This window comes from Streptomyces sp. NPDC048419, assembly GCF_043200415.1.
In the GTDB taxonomy this organism is placed as follows: Bacteria; Actinomycetota; Actinomycetes; order Streptomycetales; family Streptomycetaceae; genus Streptomyces.
Genome location: NZ_JBICXT010000025.1, coordinates 101,710 through 125,750, shown reverse-complemented (window position 1 = coordinate 125,750; position 24,041 = coordinate 101,710). Strand labels below are relative to the sequence as shown.

Annotated in this window: 24 protein-coding genes and 1 pseudogene; 11 read left to right on the top strand and 14 right to left on the bottom strand. The window is 71.3% G+C overall.

Going from position 1 to position 24,041, the window contains the following annotated elements; all coding sequences use genetic code 11:
• Positions 1-90 precede the first annotated feature (90 nt).
• From ACGFYN_RS37560 to ACGFYN_RS37550, 3 genes are all read right to left on the bottom strand, one after another.
• On the bottom strand, positions 91-702 hold the full coding sequence (locus ACGFYN_RS37560) for a dihydrofolate reductase family protein (protein ID WP_393870451.1): 612 nt from the start codon (positions 700-702) through the stop codon (positions 91-93).
• A 74-nt stretch (positions 703-776) separates the two neighbouring features.
• Positions 777-1,064 (bottom strand): helix-turn-helix domain-containing protein, encoded by a 288-nt coding sequence (locus ACGFYN_RS37555; protein WP_393870450.1) that lies wholly within the window; start codon positions 1,062-1,064, stop codon positions 777-779.
• On the bottom strand, positions 1,061-1,573 hold the full coding sequence (locus ACGFYN_RS37550; RefSeq protein ID WP_393870449.1) for a DUF6597 domain-containing transcriptional factor: 513 nt from the start codon (positions 1,571-1,573) through the stop codon (positions 1,061-1,063). Before ACGFYN_RS37550 ends, ACGFYN_RS37555 begins: the two co-directional genes overlap by 4 nt.
• Before the next feature lie 198 nt (positions 1,574-1,771).
• Between ACGFYN_RS37550 and ACGFYN_RS37545 the strand changes: the two genes are divergently transcribed.
• Positions 1,772-2,059, top strand: a complete 288-nt coding sequence (locus tag ACGFYN_RS37545) for a zinc-ribbon domain-containing protein (protein ID WP_393870448.1) — start codon at positions 1,772-1,774, stop codon at positions 2,057-2,059.
• Between the two features lie 99 nt (positions 2,060-2,158).
• Positions 2,159-2,980 (top strand): SAM-dependent methyltransferase, encoded by an 822-nt coding sequence (locus tag ACGFYN_RS37540; protein WP_393870447.1) that lies wholly within the window; start codon positions 2,159-2,161, stop codon positions 2,978-2,980.
• A gap of 88 nt (positions 2,981-3,068) precedes the next feature.
• Here ACGFYN_RS37540 and gap read toward each other — a convergent pair whose 3' ends face one another.
• From gap to ACGFYN_RS37515, 5 genes are all read right to left on the bottom strand, one after another.
• Positions 3,069-4,067 carry a type I glyceraldehyde-3-phosphate dehydrogenase gene (gene gap / locus ACGFYN_RS37535; protein WP_393870446.1) on the bottom strand — a complete coding sequence of 333 codons (999 nt, stop codon included), beginning with the start codon at positions 4,065-4,067 and terminating at the stop codon, positions 3,069-3,071.
• Between the two features lie 121 nt (positions 4,068-4,188).
• On the bottom strand, positions 4,189-5,145 hold the full coding sequence (locus ACGFYN_RS37530; RefSeq protein ID WP_393870445.1) for a GlxA family transcriptional regulator: 957 nt from the start codon (positions 5,143-5,145) through the stop codon (positions 4,189-4,191).
• Between the two features lie 669 nt (positions 5,146-5,814).
• Positions 5,815-6,372: a cysteine hydrolase family protein gene (locus ACGFYN_RS37525; RefSeq protein WP_393870444.1), complete on the bottom strand. Its 558-nt coding sequence runs from the start codon at positions 6,370-6,372 to the stop codon at positions 5,815-5,817.
• Positions 6,373-6,440: 68 nt separating this feature from the next.
• Complete coding sequence (locus tag ACGFYN_RS37520) at positions 6,441-7,862, bottom strand: MFS transporter (protein ID WP_393870443.1); 1,422 nt, start codon at positions 7,860-7,862, stop codon at positions 6,441-6,443.
• Positions 7,855-8,301 carry a MarR family winged helix-turn-helix transcriptional regulator gene (locus tag ACGFYN_RS37515; protein ID WP_393870442.1) on the bottom strand — a complete coding sequence of 149 codons (447 nt, stop codon included), beginning with the start codon at positions 8,299-8,301 and terminating at the stop codon, positions 7,855-7,857. Before ACGFYN_RS37515 ends, ACGFYN_RS37520 begins: the two co-directional genes overlap by 8 nt.
• Before the next feature lie 192 nt (positions 8,302-8,493).
• On the opposite strand from ACGFYN_RS37515, the gene ACGFYN_RS37510 reads away from it, so the two are divergent.
• Positions 8,494-10,227: a hypothetical protein gene (locus ACGFYN_RS37510; RefSeq protein ID WP_393870441.1), complete on the top strand. Its 1,734-nt coding sequence runs from the start codon at positions 8,494-8,496 to the stop codon at positions 10,225-10,227.
• Between the two features lie 4 nt (positions 10,228-10,231).
• On the opposite strand, the gene ACGFYN_RS37505 is transcribed toward ACGFYN_RS37510, so the two are convergent.
• From ACGFYN_RS37505 to ACGFYN_RS37485, 5 genes are all read right to left on the bottom strand, one after another.
• Entirely contained in the window at positions 10,232-10,897 is a 666-nt protein-coding gene (locus ACGFYN_RS37505; RefSeq protein WP_393870440.1) for a response regulator, read from the bottom strand.
• The gene (locus tag ACGFYN_RS37500; RefSeq protein ID WP_393870456.1) at positions 10,894-12,147 is read right to left on the bottom strand and encodes a sensor histidine kinase; all 1,254 of its coding nucleotides are present in this window, start codon (positions 12,145-12,147) and stop codon (positions 10,894-10,896) included. Before ACGFYN_RS37500 ends, ACGFYN_RS37505 begins: the two co-directional genes overlap by 4 nt.
• 88 nt (positions 12,148-12,235) lie before the next feature.
• Positions 12,236-13,075, bottom strand: a complete 840-nt coding sequence (locus ACGFYN_RS37495; protein ID WP_393870439.1) for an ABC transporter permease — start codon at positions 13,073-13,075, stop codon at positions 12,236-12,238.
• On the bottom strand, positions 13,072-14,007 hold the full coding sequence (locus ACGFYN_RS37490; RefSeq protein ID WP_393870438.1) for an ATP-binding cassette domain-containing protein: 936 nt from the start codon (positions 14,005-14,007) through the stop codon (positions 13,072-13,074). The genes ACGFYN_RS37495 and ACGFYN_RS37490 overlap by 4 nt, the downstream gene beginning before the upstream one ends.
• Positions 14,008-14,189: 182 nt before the next feature.
• The gene (locus ACGFYN_RS37485) at positions 14,190-14,984 is read right to left on the bottom strand and encodes a hypothetical protein (protein WP_393870437.1); all 795 of its coding nucleotides are present in this window, start codon (positions 14,982-14,984) and stop codon (positions 14,190-14,192) included.
• A gap of 317 nt (positions 14,985-15,301) precedes the next feature.
• Here ACGFYN_RS37485 and ACGFYN_RS37480 point away from each other — a divergent pair, with 317 nt between their 5' ends.
• The 8 genes and pseudogenes from ACGFYN_RS37480 to ACGFYN_RS37445 all read left to right on the top strand — a co-directional run bounded on the left by ACGFYN_RS37480 (position 15,302) and on the right by ACGFYN_RS37445 (position 21,729).
• On the top strand, positions 15,302-15,631 hold the full coding sequence (locus ACGFYN_RS37480; protein WP_393870436.1) for a TfoX/Sxy family protein: 330 nt from the start codon (positions 15,302-15,304) through the stop codon (positions 15,629-15,631).
• Positions 15,632-15,701: 70 nt separating this feature from the next.
• Positions 15,702-15,862: pseudogene (locus ACGFYN_RS37475) on the top strand (sodium-independent anion transporter); the annotation flags it as partial.
• A gap of 81 nt (positions 15,863-15,943) precedes the next feature.
• The gene (locus tag ACGFYN_RS37470) at positions 15,944-16,522 is read left to right on the top strand and encodes a dihydrofolate reductase family protein (RefSeq protein ID WP_393870435.1); all 579 of its coding nucleotides are present in this window, start codon (positions 15,944-15,946) and stop codon (positions 16,520-16,522) included.
• A 94-nt stretch (positions 16,523-16,616) separates the two neighbouring features.
• Complete coding sequence (locus ACGFYN_RS37465; RefSeq protein WP_393870434.1) at positions 16,617-16,880, top strand: GlsB/YeaQ/YmgE family stress response membrane protein; 264 nt, start codon at positions 16,617-16,619, stop codon at positions 16,878-16,880.
• A gap of 864 nt (positions 16,881-17,744) precedes the next feature.
• Positions 17,745-19,610, top strand: a complete 1,866-nt coding sequence (locus ACGFYN_RS37460) for a phosphatidylglycerol lysyltransferase domain-containing protein (RefSeq protein WP_393870433.1) — start codon at positions 17,745-17,747, stop codon at positions 19,608-19,610.
• A 9-nt stretch (positions 19,611-19,619) separates the two neighbouring features.
• On the top strand, positions 19,620-20,000 hold the full coding sequence (locus ACGFYN_RS37455; protein ID WP_393870432.1) for a BlaI/MecI/CopY family transcriptional regulator: 381 nt from the start codon (positions 19,620-19,622) through the stop codon (positions 19,998-20,000).
• A gap of 180 nt (positions 20,001-20,180) precedes the next feature.
• Positions 20,181-21,188 (top strand): hypothetical protein, encoded by a 1,008-nt coding sequence (locus tag ACGFYN_RS37450; RefSeq protein WP_393870431.1) that lies wholly within the window; start codon positions 20,181-20,183, stop codon positions 21,186-21,188.
• The gene (locus tag ACGFYN_RS37445; RefSeq protein ID WP_393870430.1) at positions 21,163-21,729 is read left to right on the top strand and encodes a GtrA family protein; all 567 of its coding nucleotides are present in this window, start codon (positions 21,163-21,165) and stop codon (positions 21,727-21,729) included. The genes ACGFYN_RS37450 and ACGFYN_RS37445 overlap by 26 nt, the downstream gene beginning before the upstream one ends.
• On the opposite strand, the gene ACGFYN_RS37440 is transcribed toward ACGFYN_RS37445, so the two are convergent.
• A complete protein-coding gene (locus tag ACGFYN_RS37440) occupies positions 21,641-23,965 on the bottom strand; it encodes a Tat pathway signal sequence domain protein (protein ID WP_393870429.1) in 2,325 nt (774 codons plus the stop codon). The two genes, ACGFYN_RS37445 and ACGFYN_RS37440, sit on opposite strands and share 89 nt — an antisense overlap.
• Between the last annotated feature and the right edge of the window lie 76 nt (positions 23,966-24,041).

Here is a 24,041-nt window from a genome sequence, read left to right as displayed (position 1 = left end):
CGACCCCAAGCCGTTCATCTGGACCAAGACAGCCGAAGAGATCCTAGACTCCCTCGCCCGCCTCTGCCGACGGATCTCTGGCGCAGGACACTAGCGGCGCACCTTGAACCTCAAATGCAGCACGCCCTCGCCCTGGATGATCACGTGCGGGTTCTCCAGCAGGTGCTGGGCGTCGATGTCGCCGAAGTAGCGTTTGCCCGAGCCGAAGATCACCGGCACCACGTCCATGGCGACCTCGTCCACGAGGCCCGCCGCGAGGATCTGGCCGCCCGCTTCGCCGGCGTTCACGGCGACGATGCGATCGCCGGCAAGGTCCTGTGCCTTGTCGATCGCGGCCGTCACGCCGTCGACGAAGTGGTAGGACGCCTCGGGGTGCCACCCCTCGGGCTTGGGCCGGTGGGAGACCACGACCACGTGGTCTCCCGCCGGAGGCCGGCCCTCCCAGCCGTTGACCAGGTCGAACAGGTTGCGGCCCATCACGATCGCGCCGATGGACGCCCACATCGAGCCGACGTACTCCGCCGACGCATGGGAGACCTTGATGCCGCTTCCGGATCCGGAATGGTCGTACTGCTCGTCGTCGCTCCGGGTGATCGGGACGTCCCCGTTGAAGTACCAGTCGTGAAGTGGCCCGACCTCGTCGTTCTTGTCGGCGATGAAGCCGTCCACCGACACCACGCTGTGCATGATCACCGTGCCCACGGGGCCTCCTCGAAGTCTCCTTGCCCACTCGCTCCAGTGTCGTCGCCCCGGGGGGGGTGCGGGCATGTAAGAAATCAATCGTCGGGCATCGGGCCGACGTCCTGCGGGGACCCCGGCTCGACGGGGAACCGACACCGCAGGGCCAGGTACTCCGTCGGGGTGTGGCCGGTGAAGTCCTTGAACTCCCTGCTGAAATGGGCGTGATCGAAGTAGCCCACGGTGTGAGCGAGCTCCGACCAGTCGACCGGGCGCAGGGCGTCCACGGACCCGATCAGCCGCGCGAAGCGGTAGATCCGTGCCACCCGCTTCGGGGTGACGCCGACGTGGTCCTTGAACAGCGTGGCCAGGTGATTGCCGCTCACCCCGGCGTCGTCGGCGAGCGCACCGACCGGGATCGCGCCGTGCGAGGTCTCCAGCCGCCCGCCCGTGTGCCGGACAGGTCGAGACCGCGCAACGGTGCGTCGGTGAGGCGTGATCGCAGCTCCTCCTCCACCATCCGCAATGTCTCGGCGGGCGATGCGGCTTCGCCGACGCGGTTTCGGATCCGGTCGACGGAGCGTTGCCAGAGGTCGTCGATCGGCACCCATCGGTTGTGCAGTCCGCTCGCCGGGATGCCGGCGAACGGCGACATGCCCCAGGGTTTGAAGTGCACCCCGACGAGCCGCACCCGGGTGGGGTACTCGAAGAGAAAGCGCCTGGTCCAGACCCCCATGAACCATGCGTCGGCGAACACTGCCGGCGGCACCGAGCGGTCGGAATCCAAGAGGCGGACGGGCCCGCCGAGGTGCAGGAACAAGTGGGCCGACGGCATCGGTGGGACGTTCATCCGCCGGTGCCGCCGTATGCCGCTCAGACAGTAGATGTCGTCCACGAACCGGTCGAGCGGCGGAGCGGGCACCCGGCCGACGTATTCCATGGCCTCAGTGTGACCGTCCGACCCGTCCCCCGCGCGCGTCCGCGTGTACGAGACTGTGTCCGTGATCGCGTGTGCCGCCTGATGGCGCCGCGTGAATAGGCGTGAAACCGTTTGAATCGCGTGTAAAGGCACAGTCCAGGGAGAGCGAACCGAATGATCATCTTCGGCACCAAGCGATACGTGTACCAGCTCGCGATACTGACGCTGGTGTGCGGCAACTGCGGCAATCCTGCCGCGCACACACTCAAGAGGTACGTCACCAAGTTCTCGCTGTTCTTCGTGCCGCTGTTCCCGATCTCGACGAAGCACGCGACGCAGTGCACCTTCTGCGGCTTGGAACAGAAGGTGACGAAGGAGCAGGCGGAGCAGTTGCAGGCACAGGCCGCGAGCGGGCAGAGCGGGCAGGCGTACGGGCAGCCGCAGCAGCCCTATCAGTCCTGAGCCGCTCCAGCGCCCCACCAAGATCCGGGAATTGGTGGTCCGAACCGACACCGGCCGCTACGTTGTCGCTTGCCACCAGCGGGGAGCGAGGAGCGTGTCATGCCTGAGGAATCGGCCGGTGATCGTGAGGCGGTGCTGGCGCGACTGGATCTCAACACCCCGCATTCGGCGCGGGTGTGGAACTACTGGCTGGGCGGCAAGGACAACTACGGCCCCGACCGCGCCATGGGTGATCAAGTCCTGGAGTACTTCCCGGAGATCGTCGACGCCGCACGGGCCGACCGGGCGTTCCTCGGGCGCGCGGTGCGTCATCTGGTCGGGGACGTGGATATCCGCCAGTTCCTCGACCTGGGCACCGGTCTGCCCACTGCGGACAACACGCACGAGGTCGCCCAGCGGCTGACCCCCGACGCGCGGATCGTCTACGTGGACAACGATCCCCTGGTCCTGGTGCACGCCCAGGCCCTGCTCACCAGCAGCCCCGAGGGCGTCACGGACTACATCGACGGGGACGCCCACAACCCCGGCGCGATCCTCGAAAGCGCCGCCCGCACACTGGACTTCGACCAGCCGATCGCGCTGATGCTGCTGGGCATCATGCAGTTCGTGAACGACGACGAGGAGTCGTACGAGATCGTCGACCGCCTCGTCGCCGCCCTGCCGTCCGGCAGCTATCTGGCTCTCGCCCACCCGACCGCCGAGGTGCACACCGAGGCCATGACGGCGGCGGTCGCCAGCTGGAACGAGCAGGGCTCGGCCCCGATGAAGCTCCGCAGCCGCGAGCAACTGCTGCGCTTCTTCCGGGGGTTGGAGCTTCTTGAACCGGGTGTGGTGTCCTGCTCGCGCTGGCGTGCCGACGAGCCGGAGATCGGCGAGATCGTCGACGTGACGCAGTTCTGCGGAGTGGGGCGGAAGCCCTGACGCGCGTCGCGACGGCGAGCCGGGCGCCTCACACCGTGTGGAGGTCCGGGCTCGCCGTCGCGGCGGATGTCGAGCGGTGGCGCGCCGGTCAGCGCTTGGCGAGCAGCTCCAGCGTGTCGATGACGCGGTTGGAGAAGCCCCACTCGTTGTCGTACCAGGCGACCACCTTGACGTGGCGGCCGTCGACGCGGGTCAGGGCCGAGTCGAAGATGGACGAGGCCGGGTTGCCGGTGATGTCGGAGGAGACCAGCGGGTCCTCGGAGTACTCGAGGACGCCGGCCAGCGGGCCCTCGGCCGCGGTGCGGTAGGCCGCCAGGATCTCGTCGCGGGTCACGTCGCGGGCGACGGTCGTGTTGAGCTCGACGATCGAGCCGACCGGCACCGGCACGCGGATCGAGTCGCCGGACAGCTTGCCGTCCAGGCCGGGCAGGACGAGGCCGATCGCCTTGGCGGCGCCGGTCGTGGTCGGCACGATGTTGACGCCGGCGGCACGGGCGCGGCGGGCGTCGCGGTGCGGACCGTCCTGGAGGTTCTGCTCCTGCGTGTAGGCGTGCACGGTGGTCATGAACCCGTGCTCGATACCCGCGAGTTCGTCGAGGACGGCGGCGAGCGGGGCGAGCGCGTTGGTCGTGCACGAGGCGTTGGAGACGACCGTGTGCAGCTCCGCGTCGTAGGCGTCGGTGTTGACGCCGTAGGCGAGCGTGACGTCGGCGCCGTCCGACGGGGCGCTGACGAGGACCTTGCGCGCGCCGGCGTCGAGGTGGGCGCGGGCGGCCTTGGCCGAGGTGAAGCGGCCGGTGGACTCCAGCGCGAGGTCGACGCCGAGTTCGGTCCAGGGCAGCTGCGCCGGGTCGCGCTCGGCGAGCACCTTGATGCGGTGGCCGTCGACGACGAGGGTGTCGCCGTCGACGCTGACCGGGCGGCCGAGGCGGCCGGCCGTGGAGTCGTAGGCGAGGAGGCGGGCGAGGGTGGCGGGCTCGGTGAGGTCGTTGACGGCGACGACCTCGAGGTCGCTGTCGCGCTCGAGCAGGGCGCGCAGCACGTTGCGTCCGATGCGGCCGAATCCGTTGATGGCGATGCGAGTCATGGCTGTCCCTTGGTGTCCCTGTCCATTCGGTACGTCTCCAGCCTGGCGTGCGGGGTCCGGTCGTGGCCGTGGCGTGAGCGCCATGGTTCGCAAGGATCGCGCCAAGAGGCCCGCGAGTGGGCTACTCGCCCCGGGTGAAGGTGCGCCGGTACTCGCTCGGCGTCGTGCCGAGGATTCGCTGGAAGTGCATGCGCAGGTTGGCGCCGGTGCCGAGCCCGACGTCGTTCGCGATCTGCTCGACGCTGCGCCCGGAGCGCTCCAGCAGTTCGCGGGCCCGGTCGATGCGTGCGCGCATGACCCACTGCATCGGTGTGTATCCGGTGTCCTCGACGAAGCGCCGCGAGAAGGTGCGCGGTGAGACGGCCGCGTGCTGGGCGAGGGTTTCGAGGCTGAGGGGTTCGTCGAGCCGGTGCAGGGCCCATTCGCGGGTGGCGGCGAACCGCTCGCCGAGCGGCTCGGGCACGCTGCGCGGCACGTACTGCGCCTGGCCGCCGCTGCGGTAGGGGGCCGCGACCAGGCGCCGGGCGGCGTGGTTGGAGGCGGCCACCCCGAGGTCGGCGCGCAGGATGTGCAGGCACAGGTCGATGCCCGACGCGGCGCCGGCCGACGTCAGGACGCTGCCCTCGTCGACGAACAGGACGTTCTCGTCGACCTGGACGCGCGGGTGCTTGCGGGCGAGGGCGCGGGTGTAGTGCCAGTGCGTCGTGGCGCGCTTGCCGTCGAGCAGGCCCGTCGCGGCGAGCGCGAACGCGCCGGTGGAGATCGCGGCGAGCCGCGCGCCCCGGTCGTGGGTGGCGATCAGCGCGTCGACGACGGTCCGGGGCGGGTCCTCGCGGTCGGGGAAGCGGTAGCCGGGCACGAACACGATGTCCGCCCAGGCGAGCGCGTCGAGGCCGTCGGCGACGTGGTACGCCAGCCCGTCACCGCCGGTCACCAGGCCGGGCGCCGCCCCGCACACCCGGACCTCGTACGGCATGCTGCGGCGGGTCGTGAACACCTGCGCGGGAATCCCGACGTCCAGCGGCTTCGCACCCTCGAGCACCAGGACGGCGACGCGTTGCAGGCGGGAGGAGGGCACGAGGACAGGGTACGAGGGGTGCGGGGTGGAGCCGATCATTCGGCTCCGCGCCTCTCGGTCCGGCCACCGCCCGGCGACCCGCACTCCCGGCGCCCGGACGGCGCCCCGCACTCCCGGCCACCGCCCGGCGACCCGCACTCCCGGCCACCGCCCGGCGACCCGCACTCCCGGCCACCGCCCGGCGACCCGCACTCCCGGCGGCCAGACAGCGACCCGCACTCCCGGCGCCCGGACGGCGCCCCGCACTCCCGGCGGCCAGACAGCGACCCGCACTCCCGGCGGCCGGACGGCGACCGGCGATTTCTGTCACTGGGCTGCGCCTCGCGGCCTCGATCACCGTCCGACGACCCTCGGTCCCGGCCACCGGACGGCGAGCCTCGGTCCCGACCACCGGACGCCGCCCCGCACCTCGGTCACGAGACGCCCACCCCTCGGTCCCGATGGCCATCCGACGCCCCCCAGCCTCGGTCACCGGAGGCCGAGCCTCGGTCCCGACCACCGGACGCCGCCCCGCACCTCGGTCACCAGACGCCCACCCCTCGGTCCCGGTCACCATCCGATGCGCCCCGGCCTCGGTCACCGTCCGACGACCCGCGATCTCCGGAACCGGCAACGGCAGCGACAGCGACAGCGACAACGGCAGCCGTATGAACTCCCTACCCGCGTCGCTCAGTTCACGGTCACGAGGGTGTCGGACCACTCCGTCGTCGTGGCAACCTCGCCGCGGCGGTTCAGGACCGTGGTCAGCAGGGTGTGGTGCAGCTCGGGGTCGGGGTCGGCGCACGCGTCGGACAGGACGGTGACGCGGTAGTCCAGGTCGGCCGCCTGCAGGGCCGTCGACAGGACGATGCCGCCGGTGGCGATGCCGGCCAGGACGAGGTGGTCGATGTCCTGGGCGGCGAGGATCTGCTGGAGGTTGTTGCCCGCGAAGGCGCTGACACGGTTCTTGTGGACGACGATCTCGTCGCCGCGAGGGGCGACGTCGGGGTGGATGGCGGCAGCGGGGTCGTCGGCGGTGAACAGGTGGGCGGGCAGGGCGCCGAAGATCTTGTTGCGCGGATGGGCGTCGACGTGGCCGGGGCGCAGCCGGAGGGCTACGTGGATGACGGGGACGTCGGCGGCCCGGGCCGTCTCCAGTGCCCGTACGGCGGCCGGCAGGTAGTCGTCGGGGACGTGGCCGAGGTTGCTGAGCTGGAGGTCCATGGAGAGCAGGGCGGTGCGGGGCATGGTCGGGCCTTTCACTACGGGGTCCTGGGTACGGCAGGGCACGCGGAAGTCGTGTCCGTGCGCAGGAGCTACGCCTTTCGCGTGCGTTCGGCCACGTCGGCCGACAGGCGTCGCAGGCTTCGGTCGAAGACGGTGACGAGGAGGTACAGGACTCCGGCGCCGAGCATGATCCAGGCGAGGTGGTGCATGCCGGAGGTGCTCGCGCGCTGTCCGAAGGACGCGGCGGTGGCGGAGGAGGCGACCATCGAGCCCAGGTAGGCGAAGGTCCGCAGCAGGCCGGCGGAGGAGGCGGTGCGCTCGGGGTCGGACTGGAAGTACACGGAGTTCTGCAGCGCCAGGCTGTTGGCGCCCTGCGGCACACCGAAGATCACGGCCAGGACGAGCAGCGTCCATACCGCACTGCCTTCGGTGAGGGTCAGCATCAGGACGCAGGCTGCGATCTGGCCGACGCCGCCGAGCAGGAGCTTTCCGAAGACTCCGCTGCTCCGTCCGACGGTGACGGAGACGCCGATGCCCACCAGGAACATCGGTATCTGGACGAGCCCGGCGTGGAAGGGCGTGAGGCCGTAGCTCTCCTCCGTCCACTGGGTGAAGCCGTAGAGGAAGGCGTAGCTGACGACGTAGGCCACGAGTGCGCGGCCGTAGGTGGCCAGCAGGGGTGGGTTGCCGCCGAGTACCCGCAGGTCGATGAACGGCGTCCTGGCGCACAACTCCCTTACGGCGAAGGCGGTTCCGGCGGCGACGGTGATCACCGGGAGGTACCAGGCGCCGGCGTGCAGGTTCATCAGGAACAGCAGGAGGGAGAAGAGCATGGCCGCGAACAGGGCCATGCCCGGCAGGTCGATCTGCGCGGCCAGGCGGCCCCGGACGGCCGCGCCGGTGCCCGGCTGCTTGGGCAGGCGCAGCGCGCCGAGGGTGACCGCTACGGCGGCGAGGGGGATGTTGAGGGCGAAGGTGGAGCGCCAGCCGCCCAGGCCGATCAGCAGGCCGCCGAGCAGGGGGCCGACCACGGCGATGGTCTGGTTGGCGACCGCCAGCGCGGTCAGCACACCGGCGGGGCTGTCCCGCCCGGTCCGTGCGGCCTCGCTGCGCAGCAGGGCCATGGCGGCGGGGTAGCCCGCGCAGGTGCCGAAGCCGAGCAGGAGGCGGGCCGCGATCAGGACGCCGAGGCCGGGGGCGAGGGTGCCGACGACACCGGCGACGCCCACGAGGCTGGTGCTGAACAGGAAGAGGCGGCGCGGCCCGAAGATGTCGATCAGGCGGCCGACGATCGGCTGCCCGAGGGCGGTGGCGAGGTAGAGGGCCGAGACCAGCCAGGCGGTCTGCGAGGGCGGCGCTCCGAACGCGGCACCGATGGGTACGAGGGCGACCGCGATGACGGTGGAGTTGATCGGGTTGAGGACCGAGCCCAGCATCATCGGGGGTATGAGCCGGCGGTCGAAGCCCGCCTCCCTGGTGTCGCCGCGCATCGCGGTGGCCGGGTCAGTCATGGACGAGTCGCTCCAGTACGGCCATGGCCGCGATCACGGTCTGCCGCTCTTCCTCGGTGCACCTGCGCTGCAACTGGTCGGCGAGCCATTCACCGCGGGTCGCTCTGGCCTCCTCGGCCCGCCCGCGGCCCTCGGGGGTGAGGGCGATGAGCATGCGCCGGCCGTCGCCGGGGTCCCGGTGGCGTTCGACCAGGCCCAGGCCGTCCAGCGCGGCGACCGTGCTCGCCATCGACTGGTGGCGCATGCCCTCGATGGCGGCGAGATCACTGACCGTGAGCCCCTCGGTGTTCGTCAGGCGGGCCAGCACCGACGCCTGGGTGAGGCTGATGTCCCCGGTGTCCGCGGACGCGCGGATTCGGCGGCGCAGGCGCCCGACCACGGACCGCACGTCCTGTGAGGCGCGGACGGCGGAAGGCGACGGCTCGGCGTGTGGACTCATGATCTCCACGATAAAACCGTCAGCTGAAACTGTCCAGTTTACCTGCGCAGGTGGCCTGCATGACTGCCGAGCCGGGTGCCGCCCGGTGAACTCCTGACCGCTTTCTTGTGACGCTCTCACCTCTGCCGGGTGAACCGGGCGCGCCTCCCTTACCTCTACGTGATGTAGTAGCCATTTGTGGAGAGGGCGGACATGAGCACCCATATCGTCGACGGTGACGTGCGGCGGCGCGACGTGCCCCTGTCCGATGCCGCTCCATCCCGGGCTGCCACCTACGACGCTCCCCGGCAGTGGCACCGGGGCATGACCTTGATCGCCACGATCAGCCTGTTCATCGGTACCCGCGCCGCCTGGACCCAGGCCATGCTCGACCGTCCGCCCGTCGCGGCGGTCATCTCCGTCTGCTACGCCGGGATCCTCGTGTGTGGGGTGCTCGCCCTGGCCGTGCGGAGCCGGCGGGCCCTGGTCCTGGTGGACGCCGCCGTCCTGGTCCTCGCGATCGCCCTGGTGCTCTGCGGGTACTGGCTGACCCACGGCGGCACCGACGAGGGCGTGCTGACCGCGCAGGCCGCGAACGAGATCTGGCACGGCCGGCCGATCTACGGACAGCCCTGGCCCTGGCTGTTCGGCACCTCGAAGTCCGCCCTGACCAAAACCATGTCGGGCGGAGCGGACTTCACCTACGGCTATCCGCCGCTGACCGCGATGCTCGCCGCACCGGTCCACGCCGTGCTCCACTCGGCGGCGGCCGCCACCCTCGTCACCACCGGCGCGCTGATCGCCGGCGCGGTCACCCTGTGGCTGCTCCTGCCGGCCCCCTGGCGGTCGGCGGCCACCGCCGTGTGCCTCGGCTTCGGCATCCTGCCGGGCTACGCCCGCTCCGGCTACCCGGCCATCGTCGCGCTGGCCCTCCTGGTCCCGGTCGTGGTCCGCTGGCCCGCCACCGGCGCGGGCGGCCGGCTGGACCGCGGCGGGGTGCTGCGGGCGGCGTGCCTGGGCGCCGCCTGCGCCACCCAGCAACTCGCCTGGTTCTTCGCCCCGTTCCTACTGATCGGCCTGTACGCGGTGCGGCGCTCCGAACTCGGGGCCCGGCCCGCGTCAGCAGTGGTCGCCCGGTTCGCCGGCGTCGCCGCCCTGACCTGGGCGGGCGTCAACGCCTACTTCGCCGCCCAGGACTTCTCCGCCTGGCTGCACGGACTGCTGCTGCCGATCACCCAGAAGGCGATCCTGCACGGCCAGGGCCTGATGGGCATCTCCTACTACTTCACCGCCGGCAGCAGCCGCCTCGACTACTACTCCTACGCCAGCATGCTGCTCCTGGCCGGTCTGCTCGCCGCCACCGTGCTGTTCGCCCGGCGGCTGGGCACGGCCATCACCGTTCTGCCGTGGCTGTCCTTCTACCTGGCCACCCGGTCCCAGGACGGCTACTTCCTGATGATGACCCCGCTGTGGCTGGCGGCCGCGGCCACCGTCCCGGCCTCCTCGCTGGCGCACGCCTGGCAGCCCCGGCTCCCCCGCGTCACCGGCCGCCACGCCAAGGCGGCAGTCGCCGCTGCTCTCGTCGCCCCGGCCCTGCTGTGCGCCACCGTCGCCGCCGCCAGCCCGCCTCCGCTGCGCATGACGCTCGCCCCCCACGTCAGAGGCCGGGCGCACACGACCCTGACCGCCGTGACGGTACGGGCGGTCAACACCACCGGCACCGCCCTCACCCCGCACTTCGCCAGCCGCGTCGGACAGGGCGCCTCCAACTGGTGGACGATCACCAGCGGCCCCACCACGCTCGCCGCGCACAGCAGCGCGGTGTACGTTGTGCGCCCGGCCGGCGGCCACCACCCGCTGCCCCACGCGCATCAGCGCATGTACCTCATCGCGGTCACCGGAAGGCCGATGACGATCAGCAACGCGCGGATCGAGCCCACGGGGTAGCCGCTCACGTGCACGGCCGGGCGAGTCCGTGGTCGTAGGCGAAGATCACTGCCTGGATGCGATCGCGGGCGCCGATCTTGGCGAGGACGCGGCCCACGTGGGTCTTGACCGTGGACTCGGACAGGACGAAGCGGGTGGCGATCTCGCCGTTGGTCCAGCCCTTGCCGATGGCGACGAGGATCTCGCGTTCGCGGTCGGTGAGGGAGCCAAGGCGTGCGTCCTGGCCGGAGTCCGCGCGGTGGGCGGGAACGTAGCGGGCGAACTCGTCCAGGAGGCGGCGGGTGAGGGCGGGCGCGATGACCGCGTCGCCGCCGGCCACGGCCCGGATGCCGGCGAGGAGTTCCTCGGGGCGGGCGTCCTTGAGCAGGAAGCCGCTGGCGCCCGCGCGGAGGGCGGCGTGGACGTACTCGTCGACGTCGAAGGTGGTCAGTACGAGGACGCGCGAGCGCTCGCCCGCGGCGACGATGCGGCGGGTGGCCTCGATGCCGTCCATGCCGGGCATGCGGACGTCCATCAGGACGACGTCGGGGCGCAGTTCGGCGGCCTTGCGGACGGCCTCGGCGCCATGGGCGGCCTCACCGACGACATCGGTCTCGGGGACGGACTCCAGCAGCATGCGGAAGCCGTAGCGCTGCAGCGGCTGGTCGTCGACGACGAGCACGGTGGTCACCGGACACCGCCTTGGGGGGTCAGGTCGAGAACGGCCTCGACACTCCATCCTCCGCCGCCCGCCGGCCCCGCGCTGACGCTCCCGCCGTACAGGGCCGCCCTTTCGCGCATGCCCACCAGGCCGTGTCCTTCCTCGTGCGGCCCGGGCGCTCGGTACGGGCCGGTGTCCTGGACCCGGATGGTCAGCCGGGCGTCCGTCTCGACGATCGCCAGGTGCACCCGGGTGTCGGTGCCGGCGTGCTTGAGGGTGTTGGTGAGGGCTTCCTGGACGATGCGGTACGCCGTCAGCTGCACCCCGCTGTCGAGGGCGTCCATGTCGCCGGAGGTCCGGTAGACGACCTCCCGTCCGGCCGCGCGCACGGTGGCGCACAGGGCGTCGATGTCCGCGAGGCCGGGCTGCGGGCTGAGTTCCGGCCCGCCCGGCTCGGCGTCCGCCGGCTCGCGCAGGACACCGAGCACGCGCCGCAGCTCGCCCATGGCCTGCCGGCCGGTGTCGCCGATGAGCTGGAGGGCTTCCTTGCCGCGCTCGGGTGCGGTGTCGGTGGCGTAGGCGCCCGCGTCGGCGAGCGTGATGATGACGGAGAGGTTGTGGCCGACGATGTCGTGCATCTCGCGGGCGACCCGGGTGCGTTCGGTGGCCGTGGCCAGCCGGCTGCGCTGGTCGCGCTCGATCTCCAGCCGGGCGGCCCGCTCGCGCAGTCCGGCGAGCTGGGCCCGGCGGACGCGGACCATCAGGCCGAGCGCGACGGCCGCGGTCGTGGTGCTCAGCAGGAAGAACAGCGCGTCCCAGACGGACACGGCCGGGGACGCGCGTACGGCGACCAGCACCATGGCGCCCGCGGTGGTGGCGCAGGCCCACGGCAGCTGCCGCAGCCGCCCGTGCAGGGCCAGGCTGTACAGGGCGACGAAGAGGGCGACGTCCGCGCGCAGGGCCGCGCCGAGGGACCACTGGAGGACGAACACCGCGGCGATGACGGCGAAGGCGGCCGCGGGCCTGCGCCGCCGCCACAGCAGGGGCAGGACGAGTCCGGCCTGCAGGGCCAGCATGCCCGCGACGGGCAGCTGGGTGAAGGCGAGCCGGAAGCGGCGCGGGCCGTCGCCGTCGCCGGCCCCGCCGTGCAGCAGGTCGGACAGGCAGAACATCAGGAAGACCACGGCCACGACCGCGCTGTCCAGCACCCACGGCCGGGTCCGGTCGGCCTGCCGCAACCGCCGGCCGCCCCGGGAGAGCCGGGCGACCAGCGGTCCCATCCCGCTGAGGTCTTCGGTGGTCACGGATGTCACCTGTTCATGGTGCGCGATGTGGTGATGACGCCGTACGTGATCACGATGCCGGACGTCAGACGTCGCTGCGTGCCATCCGGTACGCCGCCCCGCCCAGCGCCAGCACCGTCCAGCACAGGAAGACCAGCATCCCGGCGCCCGGCGACAGCGTCGTCGAGTCGTGGGTCAGGGCGAACATCGACTCCCCGGCGTTGGAGGGCAGGTAGGGGCTGATGTCGTCCTGCCAGGAGCTGGGCAGCAGCGAGATCAGTCCGGGGATCAGCATGAGGGTGGCCACCAGCACCGAGATCCCGCCGGCCACCGACCGCAGCAGGGCGCCCAGCGCGACGCCGATCACGCCGACCAGGCCGAGATACAGCCCGGCGCCCAGCAGGCTGCGCAGGACGCCCGCGTGCGAGAAGCCCATGGCGGCGGGCGTACCCGACACGATTCCGCTGCCGAAGAAGAAGGCGACGAACGCCCCCAGCGCTCCGACCGTGAGAGCGACCAATCCGTACACGGCCGCCTTGGACCACAGCACGGGCAGCCGGCGGGGCACCGCCGCGAGCGTCGAGCGGATCATGCCGGTCGAGTACTCCCCCGCCGTGATCAGCACGCCGAGGACGCCGAGGGCCAGCTGGGCGAAGTTCGTGCCGAAGAGGGACAGGCTCAACGCCGTGGAACGGGCGAAGTCCCGGTAAATGTGGTCCGAGCCGATGCCCGACTTGTAGCGGCTGGAGGCGATCAGCCCGAAGGCGATCAGGAACAGCAGGCCGAGGCCGAGGGTGATCCAGGTCGAGCGCAGGGACCACAGCTTGGCCCACTCCGAGGACAGCACGCGCCGTCCGGTCACTCGGTAGGCGGGCCGGACCGAGGCGGTCCTGGGCTCCTCGGCGGTAGCGGTGAGGGTACTCATGCCGGCCTCCCGACGGTCTCGATCCCGGTCGTGCCGTGATACTCCACGGCATCCCTGGTCAGCTCCATGAACGCCTCCTCCAACGACACCGATCGCGCGGTCAGCTCGAACAGCGGGATCCCGTGCTCGGCCGCCTTCAGCCCGATCTGGCGGGTGGTCAGCCCGGTCACGTGCAGCTCCTCGGAGCCGATGCGGCCGGTGATGTCGACGCCGGGCCCGGCCAGTACGTCGCGCAGCCGCGCCGGGTCCTGCGTCGCGACCGTCACCGTGTCGCCGCCGGCTTCGCGGACCAGGTCCCCCACGGTCGTGTCGGCGAGCAGCCGCCCCCGGCCCACGATGATCAGGTGGTCCGCGACCAGGGCCATCTCGCTCATCAGATGCGAGGAGACGAACACCGTGCGGCCCTCGTCGGCGAGCGCCTTGAGCAGGTTGCGGATCCAGAGCACGCCCTCGGGGTCCAGCCCGTTGACCGGCTCGTCCAGCATGACCGTCTGCGGATCGCCCAGGAGCGCCGCCGCGATGCCCAGCCGCTGGCCCATGCCGAGCGAGAAGGCGCCGGCCCGCTTCTTCGCCACGCTGCCGAGCCCGGCGAGGTCGATGACCTCGTCGACCCGGCGGCGCGGAATGCCGTGGGTCAGCGCCAGGGCCCTGAGGTGGTTGTAGGCCGAGCGGCCCGGGTGGACCGACTTCGCCTCCAGGAGGGCTCCGACCTCCTGCAGCGGTGCCCGGTGGCGCGCGTAGTGCTGTCCGTTCACGGTGACGGAGCCGCCGGTCGGGGCGTCCAGACCGACGATCATGCGCATGGTCGTGGACTTGCCGGCGCCGTTGGGCCCCAGGAATCCGGTCACCGTGCCGGGCTTCACGTCGAAGTCCAGCCCGTCGACGGCCGTCTTCTCGCCGTACCTCTTGGTCAACTGCCGTGCGTCGATCATGCGCGCTCTTCCTGTCGGCCTGCGGCGTAGGTCGCCTGCGGCGCCTCACGACCACGCTAAGAGCCGGACCACCCCGAACCGGTGGTACCGGGAGGCTGGATTGCGCCGGGTGGGTGGTACCGCGGTACTACGCGGGGGCGGGGGGCCGTGGCAATCCGCGCCCCGCTCGCCGGTGCTGCCTGTCAGGCCATGACCTCGTCGTGCCGGACGTCCTTGCGGGAGGCTGCCAGGTAGCCCACGAAGCCGAGGATGGCCACGGTCCAGGACAGCGTGACCGGTCCCAGGCCCAGGGCGAGGCCACCCCTGGCGTGGCTGAGGGCCATCCAGTCGGCGACGGAGGCGCCGAGCGGGCGGGTGATGACGTACGCCGCCCAGAACGCGGTCACCGCGTTCAGGCTGCCCCAGCGGTGCGCGGCGGCGGGGACGGCGATCGCGGCGGCGTACAGGACGGCGGAGCCCAGGTAGCCCAGGCCGATCGTGGCCGTGAGATCACCGGCGGCGGTGCCCAGCGCGAACGTGGCCAGGACGGCGGCCCAGTAGAAGGCCTCGCGGCGCCGCGTGTGGATGCTGTGGATGGACAGCGTGCCTTCGCTGCGGTGCCAGAGGACGAAGACGACGGTGAGCGCGGCCAGGAAGAACGGGGTCGAGAGCGTGTAGGGCACACCGAGGCCGACGTGCAGGACGTCGGCCGCCATCGTGCCGAACACGCTGACCATCACGATCGCCGTCCAGTAGATCCAGGCCACGTAGCGCCGGACGGCGAACTGCACCGCCAGCGCGGCCACCAGGGCGACGCCGCCCAGTCCGACCGCGGGGACGGGGCCGAGGAGATGGGCCAGGAAGTCGGAGGCCGTCTCGCCCATCCCGGTCGTCAGCACCTTGATGATCCAGAAGAAGACGGTCACCTCCGGCACCTTGCTCGCCGCGTGTCGTACGTGGCGCGTGGGTCGGTCGTGCATGAGGTGATCTGTCGTCATGCCGGGCACGATGACACGGCGCCCTGTGATCACCCCAGACCCCTTTGCCATTGTTTTGGCGCTTCTGGAGCGTGAGTTGGCCGAGGCCCTCCTGGACCTGAACACAACCTGAACGTCGGCTCGGGCGGGCTGGCCAGCGGCGGGCAGCGGGTGTTATCAGGCATCGGCCGCCGTCAGGCGTCGGGTGTTGTCCGGCATCGCCGGCCGCGGTCGCGCGCCGTCCCGCGCCCGCTGGGATCCTGACCGCACGGCGATCGACGTGACGGCGCGGCCCGCACGGTCTCGAACGATCCTCACCGCCCGGAAGGAGACACCCGATGGCGTACGACGAAGGACTCGCCGAGCGGATCCGGGAACGGCTGCGTGCCGATCCCGAGATCACCGAGAAGCGCATGTTCGGCGGCATCGCCTTCCTGCACCGCGGCAACATGGCCGTCGGAGTCACCGGCGACGACCTCATGGTCCGGGTCGGCCCCGACGCCACGGACGCCGCCCTGACCCGGCCGGGCGCACGGCTCTTCGACATGTCGGGCCGGCCGATGCGCGGCTGGATCGTGGTGGCGGGTTCCGCCGTCGCGGAGGACGACGTGCTCGGTGAGTGGATCGACGAGGGGCAGGCTTTCGCGGCGGGCCTGCCGGTCAAGTAGCGACACCACAGCCGACACGCTTCACGGATGTTGGGCCGGGGCGCCGTCGCGGAAGGTGGACCGGAGCACCGCCGAGGTCAGGGCGGTCACCGACCCGGACGGCGGCACCCTCGTCCACCGGTGACGGGCGAGCTGTTCTTCGCCTCCCCCAACGACCTGGTCGGCCGGTTCGACTACGCGGGCGACCCCGGCCGGGTGGTCGTCGACCTGTCCTCCGCCGTCCACGTCTGGACTGAGCGGCCGCGATGACTTTCGCCGCGGGCATCCGTCTTTATCTGCGACACGCGACCGACCCCACGCGAGGAGATCGACATGACCGCCACCTACACCTTCGACGTCTTCTGCAGCCTCGACGGCTTCGGCGCCGCCGGCGGCGACTGGACCGGCTACTGGGGCAAGCAGGGCCCCGAACTCCTCGACCGTCGCTTCGCCCTGTACGGCGAGAAGCAACGGATGGTCTTCGGGGCCAACACGTACCGGGCGTTCGCGCAGATGCTGGCCTCCAGCACCGAGGAGTCCGAGGTGCGCGACGCCTGGGTCACGCGGATGAGGAACATGCCGGCCACGGTGGTGTCGTCCACCCTGGACGGGGACCTCGACTGGCCGGACGCGACCGTCACCAGGGGCGACGCCGTCGACGTCGTCGCCCGGCTCAAGGAGGAGTCCGACGTGCCGTTGCGCTCACACGGCAGCCTGTCGATGAACCGGGCGCTGATGGCCGCCGGCCTGGTCGACCGTGTCCAGGTGACGCTCTTTCCGGTGATCACCGGTGCGACCGGCCTCGACCCGATCTTCCAGCACGCGGCCGACTTCGACCTCGAACTGCTCGAGAGCCGCACCCTGGACGGCCACATCCAGGAACTCGTCTACCGTCCGAGCCTGCACGGCTGAGTCCGGCCGTACATCCTCGCCCCGGGCCGGGGGCGTGCACCCGGGCACAGCGGGCACCCGCGAGTCACCAACTACTTTTCGGGTGAGAGAACTCATGCATATTGCAGGCTTGTTCAGCGCGATCATCATCGGCATCGTGATCGGTGTCCTCGGCCGACTCGCGGTCCCCGGCCGGCAGCGCATCGGCATCCTGTGGACGATCCTGATCGGTATCGTCGCCGCGCTCATCGGCACCGCCATCGCCTCCAGCCTCGATGTCGCCGACACCAACGGCATCGACTGGATCGAGTGGCTCATCCAGATCGCCCTCGCCGCGGTCGGAGTGGCCGCGGTCAACAAGGTGAAGGTGCACCGCTGAAGGCCGCTCGCGAGGCGATGTGCCCGGCGGCGCTCACATCTCCCCAAGGGGCACCGAGCACGAGGTCGCGGGCGACGACCGTCACGGGGACTGAGTCATAGCCTTCTGTCCGGGCACCCGTTGGAAGGTCACCACCCGCCCCTTCCTCCCTACAACGTGTAGGGTTCTCTGTGTCCTGCAAGGCGTGGGGTGGGGCGAGTGGTGAGCACACGGGAAGAGGCATGGACAAAGCGCTGGGCCCCCGTCATGAGTGCGGAGCCGAGGTCGACCAGGCGGCCGTCCTCGTCCTGAAGGCCAGAGGCGGCAGCCACACGCAGCTGCGCGTCCCCGCCGACCCGGACGGAGACCGTTTCCACGCATACCTGCCGATCGACTCCCTCGCCACGTCGTGCACAGACCAGGAGTGGAGGAAGGCCCCGTCCACCCGGCGCGGCCCGCCGCCGGTGTCCGGGTGGAGCCGTATGTCACCGTCAAGGGCAACCTGTCGATCAGCTTCCGCCGGGAGCGGCCATGAGCTCGGCTGCCGGCCGCGGACGGGCCCTACGAGCAGCGGCACCGACAGCGTGCGGTGCCATCGGCTCCGGCGCGGCGCGTGAACGCGGGCCCGCCCCCGCGCGGGCGCCCGGCCCATGCGCCAAGGCTTCATCCATCCGCCCTCCCGGCCGACCGCCGCATCGCGTACGGTGAGCCACCCCCGCCTCGGGCATCGTGGACCTTCGGCCGGCGCCTCCTCGGACTGCGTCGCGCAAGAGGTCCGACATGCGGCGACCCACCGCGGGCCCCGTCCCCACCCGTCCCATCCCCACCCGCTCCGTCCCCGCCTGCCCCGAACCCACCGCTCGCTCCCCAAGGTGACCGCCAGTCATGTCCGTTCAGCAGCAGTCAGCACCGATTCCCCACCGGCGCACCGCTCCCGAACAACCGTCCGCTCCGTCCCAACTACGAGCGCGGGCGGCCGCGTTCACCGTCTGGTACCTGCGGATCATCGCCCTCGTCAACATCGCGGCGGTCATGTCGGTGCCGTTCAGGCGCGAGGTCGCCGAGCACAACACCGGCCGGATCTACGCCTCCCACACCGCCCACCGCTTCCACGCACACCACGCGGGTGAGTTCTTCACGCCGTACCTGGCCACGGCAGGCCTGGTCTCGGCGGCGCTCGCGATCTTCCTGTCGCTGGTGATGCGGCGCGGCAAGCGGGCCGCCTGGATGGTCAACATGGCCCTGGCCGGCCCGCTGTTCCTGATCTACGCCGTCGCCCTCACCCAGGACCCCTACCGCGCGCACCTGTTCAACTGGGTGTCGGCCCTGCTCACCGGCCTGTTCGTGGTCGCGCTGGTGATCGGGCGCCGGGACTTCGAAGCGGTCGGGGACCCGTCCAACCCGAAGCTGGCACTCGCCGTCGGCGCGGGCGGCGTCCTGGTCAGCGGCGCGATCGGCACCCTGCTGGTCGGCGCGACCAACACGCTGCAGGGCGCCACCCTGTTCGACAAGGTCGCGTACACGCTGCTGCGGGGCATCAGTGTCGGCCCGCTCGCCGACCGCGTGTCGGCCGTGCACGCGCCGCGCTGGGTGGACGTCATCATCAACATCATGATGGCGGCGAGCTTCTGCCTCGTCCTGTACGCCGCCTTCCGTTCGCCCCGCGGGCGCAAGCTGCTCGGCGAGGAGGACGAGGAGCGGCTGCGCGCGCTGCTCGACCGGCACGGCGAACGTGACTCCCTCGGCTACTTCGCGCTCCGTCGCGACAAGGCCGCCATCTTCTCCCCCAGCGGCAAGGCCGCCGTCACCTACCGGGTCGTGGGTGGCGTCAGCCTCGCCTCCGGCGACCCGATCGGCGATCCCGAGGCCTGGCCCGGTGCCATCGACGCCTGGCTCGCCGAGGCCCGCCGGCACGCCTGGACACCCGCCGTGATGGGCGCGAGCGAGGAGGGCGGCGGCATCTACGCCCGGCACGGCCTGGACGCCCTGGAACTGGGCGACGAAGCCATCGTGGACGTCGCCGACTTCACCCTCGAAGGGCGCGCCATGCGCGTCGTACGGCAGGCGCACAACCGGGTGCGGCGGGCCGGGTACACCGTGCGTATCCGCCGCCACGCCGACATTCCCGACGACGAGATGGCCACGCTGATCGACCGGGCCGACGACTGGCGCGACGGCGCGACCGAGCGCGGCTTCTCCATGGCGCTCGGCCGGATCGGCGACCCGGGCGACGGACGCTGCGTGATGCTGGAGTGCCGGGACGCCGAGGACCGGCCGCGGGCGGTGCTGAGCTTCGTCCCCTGGGGCGAGCGCGGGCTGTCGCTGGATCTGATGCGCCGCGACCGGGCCTGCGAGAACGGCCTGATGGAGTTCATGGTCGTTGAACTGCTGCTGCGCGCCGAGGAGTTGGACGTACGACGGGTGTCGCTGAACTTCGCCATGTTCCGCTCCGTCTTCGAGCGCGGCGCTCGGCTCGGCGCCGGGCCGGTGCTGCGGCTGTGGCGCTCGATCCTCACCTTCTTCTCCCGCTGGTGGCAGATCGAGTCCCTCTACCGCGCCAACGCCAAGTACCGGCCCGTGTGGGAACCCCGCTATCTGCTGTTCGCCAAGAGCGCCGACATCCCGCGCATCGGTCTGGCCAGTGCCCAGGCCGAGGGCTTCCTCACCCCGCCGCGCCTGCCCCGGCTGGTGAACCGTCGTACCCCGGAGGCGGCGGCGCCGGACCGGGCACACGAACCCTTCACGCCTTAGGGTTTCGGCATGGCTGGCACATCTCCCCGTGGCGGTGGGGAACGACGCAGCGCCGGCGCGCTGGAGAGCGAGGTCCTCGCCACCCTCTGGTCGACCGAGGACGCGCTGTCCCCGGCCGAGATCCAGGACCGGCTCGGCGGCGACCTCGCGTACAACACCGTGCACACCATCCTCAAGCGCCTGTACGACAAGGGGCTCGTGCTGCGGGACGTCGACGGGCGGCGGGGGGCGTATCGCCCGGCCAAGAACGCCGCCGAGGTGACGGCCGAGGCCATGCACCAGGCTCTGGACCGCGGGCCCGACCCGATCGCCGCGCTGCAGCAGTTCGTCAGCGGGCTGACCCCGCAGGAGGAGCAGGCCCTGCGCGACCTGCTGGACGAGGAACCGTAAGGGGTCCGAGCGCCGGTGTCACGGCACCCTGCGTCCCAACCCGACACGACGTAGGGTTGAGGAAGGGAGCCAGAGGCATCCCGACCCGGCAGCAGCGGCCACCGCTCCGCCGGGAGCACACGGGGGCCGGCTTCCGCACCGGGGTGATCCCGGCGCGCACTCCGAGCTGGGAACGGGCCGATGGAAGACTGCGGACAGGCGTCCCGGGTCGGACGCCGGACCGTGCTGCTGGCGGTGAGCGGCCTGGCGTTCGGCGCCGCGGGCTGCTCCACGTCGCACCCGCCTCCCACTGCCGCGGGTACCCGGAGCACCGAGGCGCCGCGCCGGCAGCCGTCCGCCGGAGGCAGCACCCCGCCCACGCTCCCGAGCGCCACGGTCTGGCACCCCAGCCCCGGTGACGTCGATCCGCAGGTCAAGCTCCGCGCCGTCCGGCTCGTCGAGGCGCTCGGCACTTGGCACACCGGGGAACAGGGCATGGCCGCGGCCCGGCGCCGGGTGTCCGCCCTCGGGCTCGATCCGGGGCTCGCCGGGTCCGCGAAACCGGTACTCGCCTCCGCCGACGAGGCCGTGCTGCGGGTGGTGGACGCGCAGTACGGCGGCATCCTGGCGGACACGGGCAGCGTGCTGGTGGTCTGCCGGCAGTGGACCCGCCGTGGAGGCACCGTCACCGCGGGCGGAACCACCGTGGACGTACGGCTCAGCCGCGCGCGGCCGCGGTGGACGGTCACCGCCCTGCATCCGGCCGACCCTGGCCCGGCGGTGTCGTCTCTGTCCGCGGCCACACGCAAGGTGCTGGACGACTCACGCATCGCCCTGCCGCCCGCCGCACGGGCCGACGTGCGCAGCGGGCACATCCACCCCACCACCCTGGGGGCACTGCTGGATCTGGCGGGCACGTACCGGATGAACGTGAGCGTGATTCGCTCGGGCCACCCGTTGTACGTCTTCGGCACCTCCCGCCGCAGCGACCATCCGCGTGGCCGGGCGTTCGACGTCTGGCAGATCGACGGCCGCCCCGTGGTCGACCCGGCCACCCCGCGCCGTCTGATCGAGTCGTTCATGCGGGACGCGGCGGTGGCCGGCTCCTACAACGTCGGCGGCCCGGTACTGCTGGGCGGCGGCACCTCCGGACAGTTCTTCTCCGACCCCACCCACCACGACCATGTCCACGTCGGCTTCCGCATCTGACCGGCCACCGGGCAAGCCCTCCCGTCGCTCCCGGCTCGCGCTGACGGGCGAGATCGCGAGGTTCGCCGCGGTGGGCGGTCTCGGCGTGGTGGTGAACTTCGCGGTGTTCAACCTGTGCCGCGCACTCACGCCGCTGCCCGTGGTGCGGTGCAGCGTCATCGGCACCGTCGTGGCACTGCTCGTCAACTACCTGGGCTTTCGCTACTTCGCCTACCGCGACCGCGACAAGCGCCGGCCGGCCCGTGAGTTCACGCTGTTCATCGCCTTCAGCATCGTCGGCCTGGTCATCGAGAACGGCGTGCTCTACGCCGCGACGTACTGGTTCGACTGGGACAGCGCCCTGCAGAGCAACCTGTTCAAGGCCGTGGGCCTCGTGATCGCCACCGGGTTCCGTTTCGTGGTGTACCGGACCTGGGTGTTCCGCCCGCGGCACTCCGAGGACGAACCCGGTCTCAGCCCAGGGGCAGCCCCCAGCGAGGCGCATCCCCGTTCGGCCGTACCGGCGCCACGGTCAGGTCGGGACGATCGCCCTTGGCCGTGATGAGTGCCGACTCCCCTTTGCGCAGGGCGACTTGAATCGCTCCGTCGCCCGCGTCGGAGTGGTCGAGGGGGCGGCCTCGGTGGTCCCGTACGTCGACCGGTCCCGGGATGCCGTGGCGTACGACGCAGGGGGCGCCCGCCTCGCTGACGAGGCGTACCCAGCGGGTGGTGCCCGCCTGGCGGTGGGCGCTCAGCAGGAAGGCGCCCTGGGTGCGGAAGTCGTGGACGGTGAGGTCGGCCCAGACCACGGGGAGTGCGGGGAAGACACGGACGATGCCGCCCCAGGACTGGCAGATCATGTCGTGCAGGGACTGTGCCGCCGACAGGGGTGTCTCGATGACCGGGCCGGACTCCAGGTACATGGTGTTGGGCTTGATGAAGCGGGTCATCAGCTCGCCGAGGTAGTGCAGTGCGTCCTCGCCCTTGCCGAGCAGGGCCGACATCGACGCCGCGCCGGTGAAGGTGTAGCCCTGCAGGGCGCCCTCGAAGCCGACCCAGTGGGCGAGGGACTTCTCGATCAGGACGCGTTCGTCGGGGGTACGGCCGGTGACCTCGTACAGCGGGTAGACGGCGAGCATGTGCGAGTAGTGGCGGTGGGACTTCGCGAAGGGGATGTCCGCGCCGATCATGAAGCCGTTGGCGTCCGTCGGGTACGGCACCCGCCTGGCGAGGACGTCCCGCCAGCGGGGCGCCAACTCGTCGTCGATCCGCAGGAGTTCGGCGGATTCGAGGAGAGTGCGGCAGCCCCAGGTCAGAAGCATCAGGTCGTAGTTGCAGTCGCGTGAGTCGCCGCCGTACTCAGGGGAGAAGGTGGCGGGCAGGTGGAGTCTGCCGTCGGGGCCGGGTTCGAGGAAGTGCAGGTAATAGGTGATCGCCTTGCGCAGAAGGGGGAAGAGGACGTCGCGGAGGAGCGAGACGTCCATCGTGTGGCGGTAGCTGAGCCAGATGTTGTGCAACGCCCAGGTGAGGTTGCCGACTTCGGGGGTCGGCGGGTCCTGGCCGGGGATGCCGACGCCGTAGCCCATGAGTGAACTGGCGGCGCCGTTGACCAGATGGGGATCGGTGGTGCGGGGGATGCCGAGCGAGTCGGTCCGGTACGGCTGCGCGACCTCGGCGGCGAGGTTGTCCCGGAACTCGCTCAACGCCCTTGTGATCGCGTCGAGTTCGAGGTGGTTGGAGCCGTGGATGAGCCAGTACTCCAGTTGGGCGTTGAGGTTCCACCAGGTGTTGGGCCACGGGGTGGGTTCCAGCCAGGGGCCGCTGGTCGCCATCACCGGTGCGTCGCGGCGGGCGGCGGAGGCGGCCTTGTAGAGCTGGATCCAGTAGAAGCGCTGGATACGGGCGTCGGGCAGGGACAGGAAGCTCTTGCGGTAGTACGCCTGCCACCAGGCGCGATGGGGCACCGCCAGGGCGGCGTAGGGCAGCCGGTCCGCGGCACGGACCGCCTTCAGGGCCCGGTCCAGGGCCGTGGTCTGCGGGTACGAGTGCGCGACGTGCACGTACAGCGTGCGCGTCGTCCCCCTGGTCCGCTCCCGCCATGCGGTGACGTGCTGCCCGCCGGCCAGCAGCGGCTGTACGGCTGCGCTCACGCCGTCGTGTTCGGTGATCTCGGCGGGCGGGTTGCCCCGGTAGCCGTCCGGCAGCTCCTTGAACGCCGCCCGCGGGCTGATCGCTTCCGCCGGGTGGAAGACCCAGCGGAAGCCGCGCTCGCCCTGGCTCGGGGTGACTTCCACGGCGAGGAGCGAGCGGTCGTTGTGGACCAGGGCCCGCAAGGCCAGGGTGCCCTGGTCGGTGGTGAGCGTGCCGGTCAACTCGGCGTTGTTCAGGGACAGTCGCCAGTCGACGCCGGTGATCGCACCCACCGGCTCCAGCGTGAAGTATCCGATCGGCAGCCGGGCAAGTCCGAACAGGGAGCCGAACTCGGGGCGATGGTCCTGCACTTCGGAGTGCTGGACGTTGAAGCGCACGGCCGTCGAGGCGGCGCCCGGTTCGGCGTAGATGCCGGAGCCGAGGAGTCCGTTGCCGAGGAACGGGCCCTCGTACCAGGTCGCGGGCATCTTCTGCCACACCATGTCGGCGTCGTCCAGGACGGTGCGCCAAGGATCGCCGGAGGACGTATCGGCCGGGGTTCGGTCGGCGGCGTTCGCCTGGGAGGTTGTCAGGCCGGAGGCCAACAGCGTGCCGCCCAGGGCGGATCCGGTGGCGAGGACGGTACGTCTGGACGGGTGGTCGGGCACGGCGCCTCCAGGCGGGCTCAGCGATTCATCGGAGCTATCCCGCCTGGCAACATAGGGATGAGGCAGATCTGCGTCA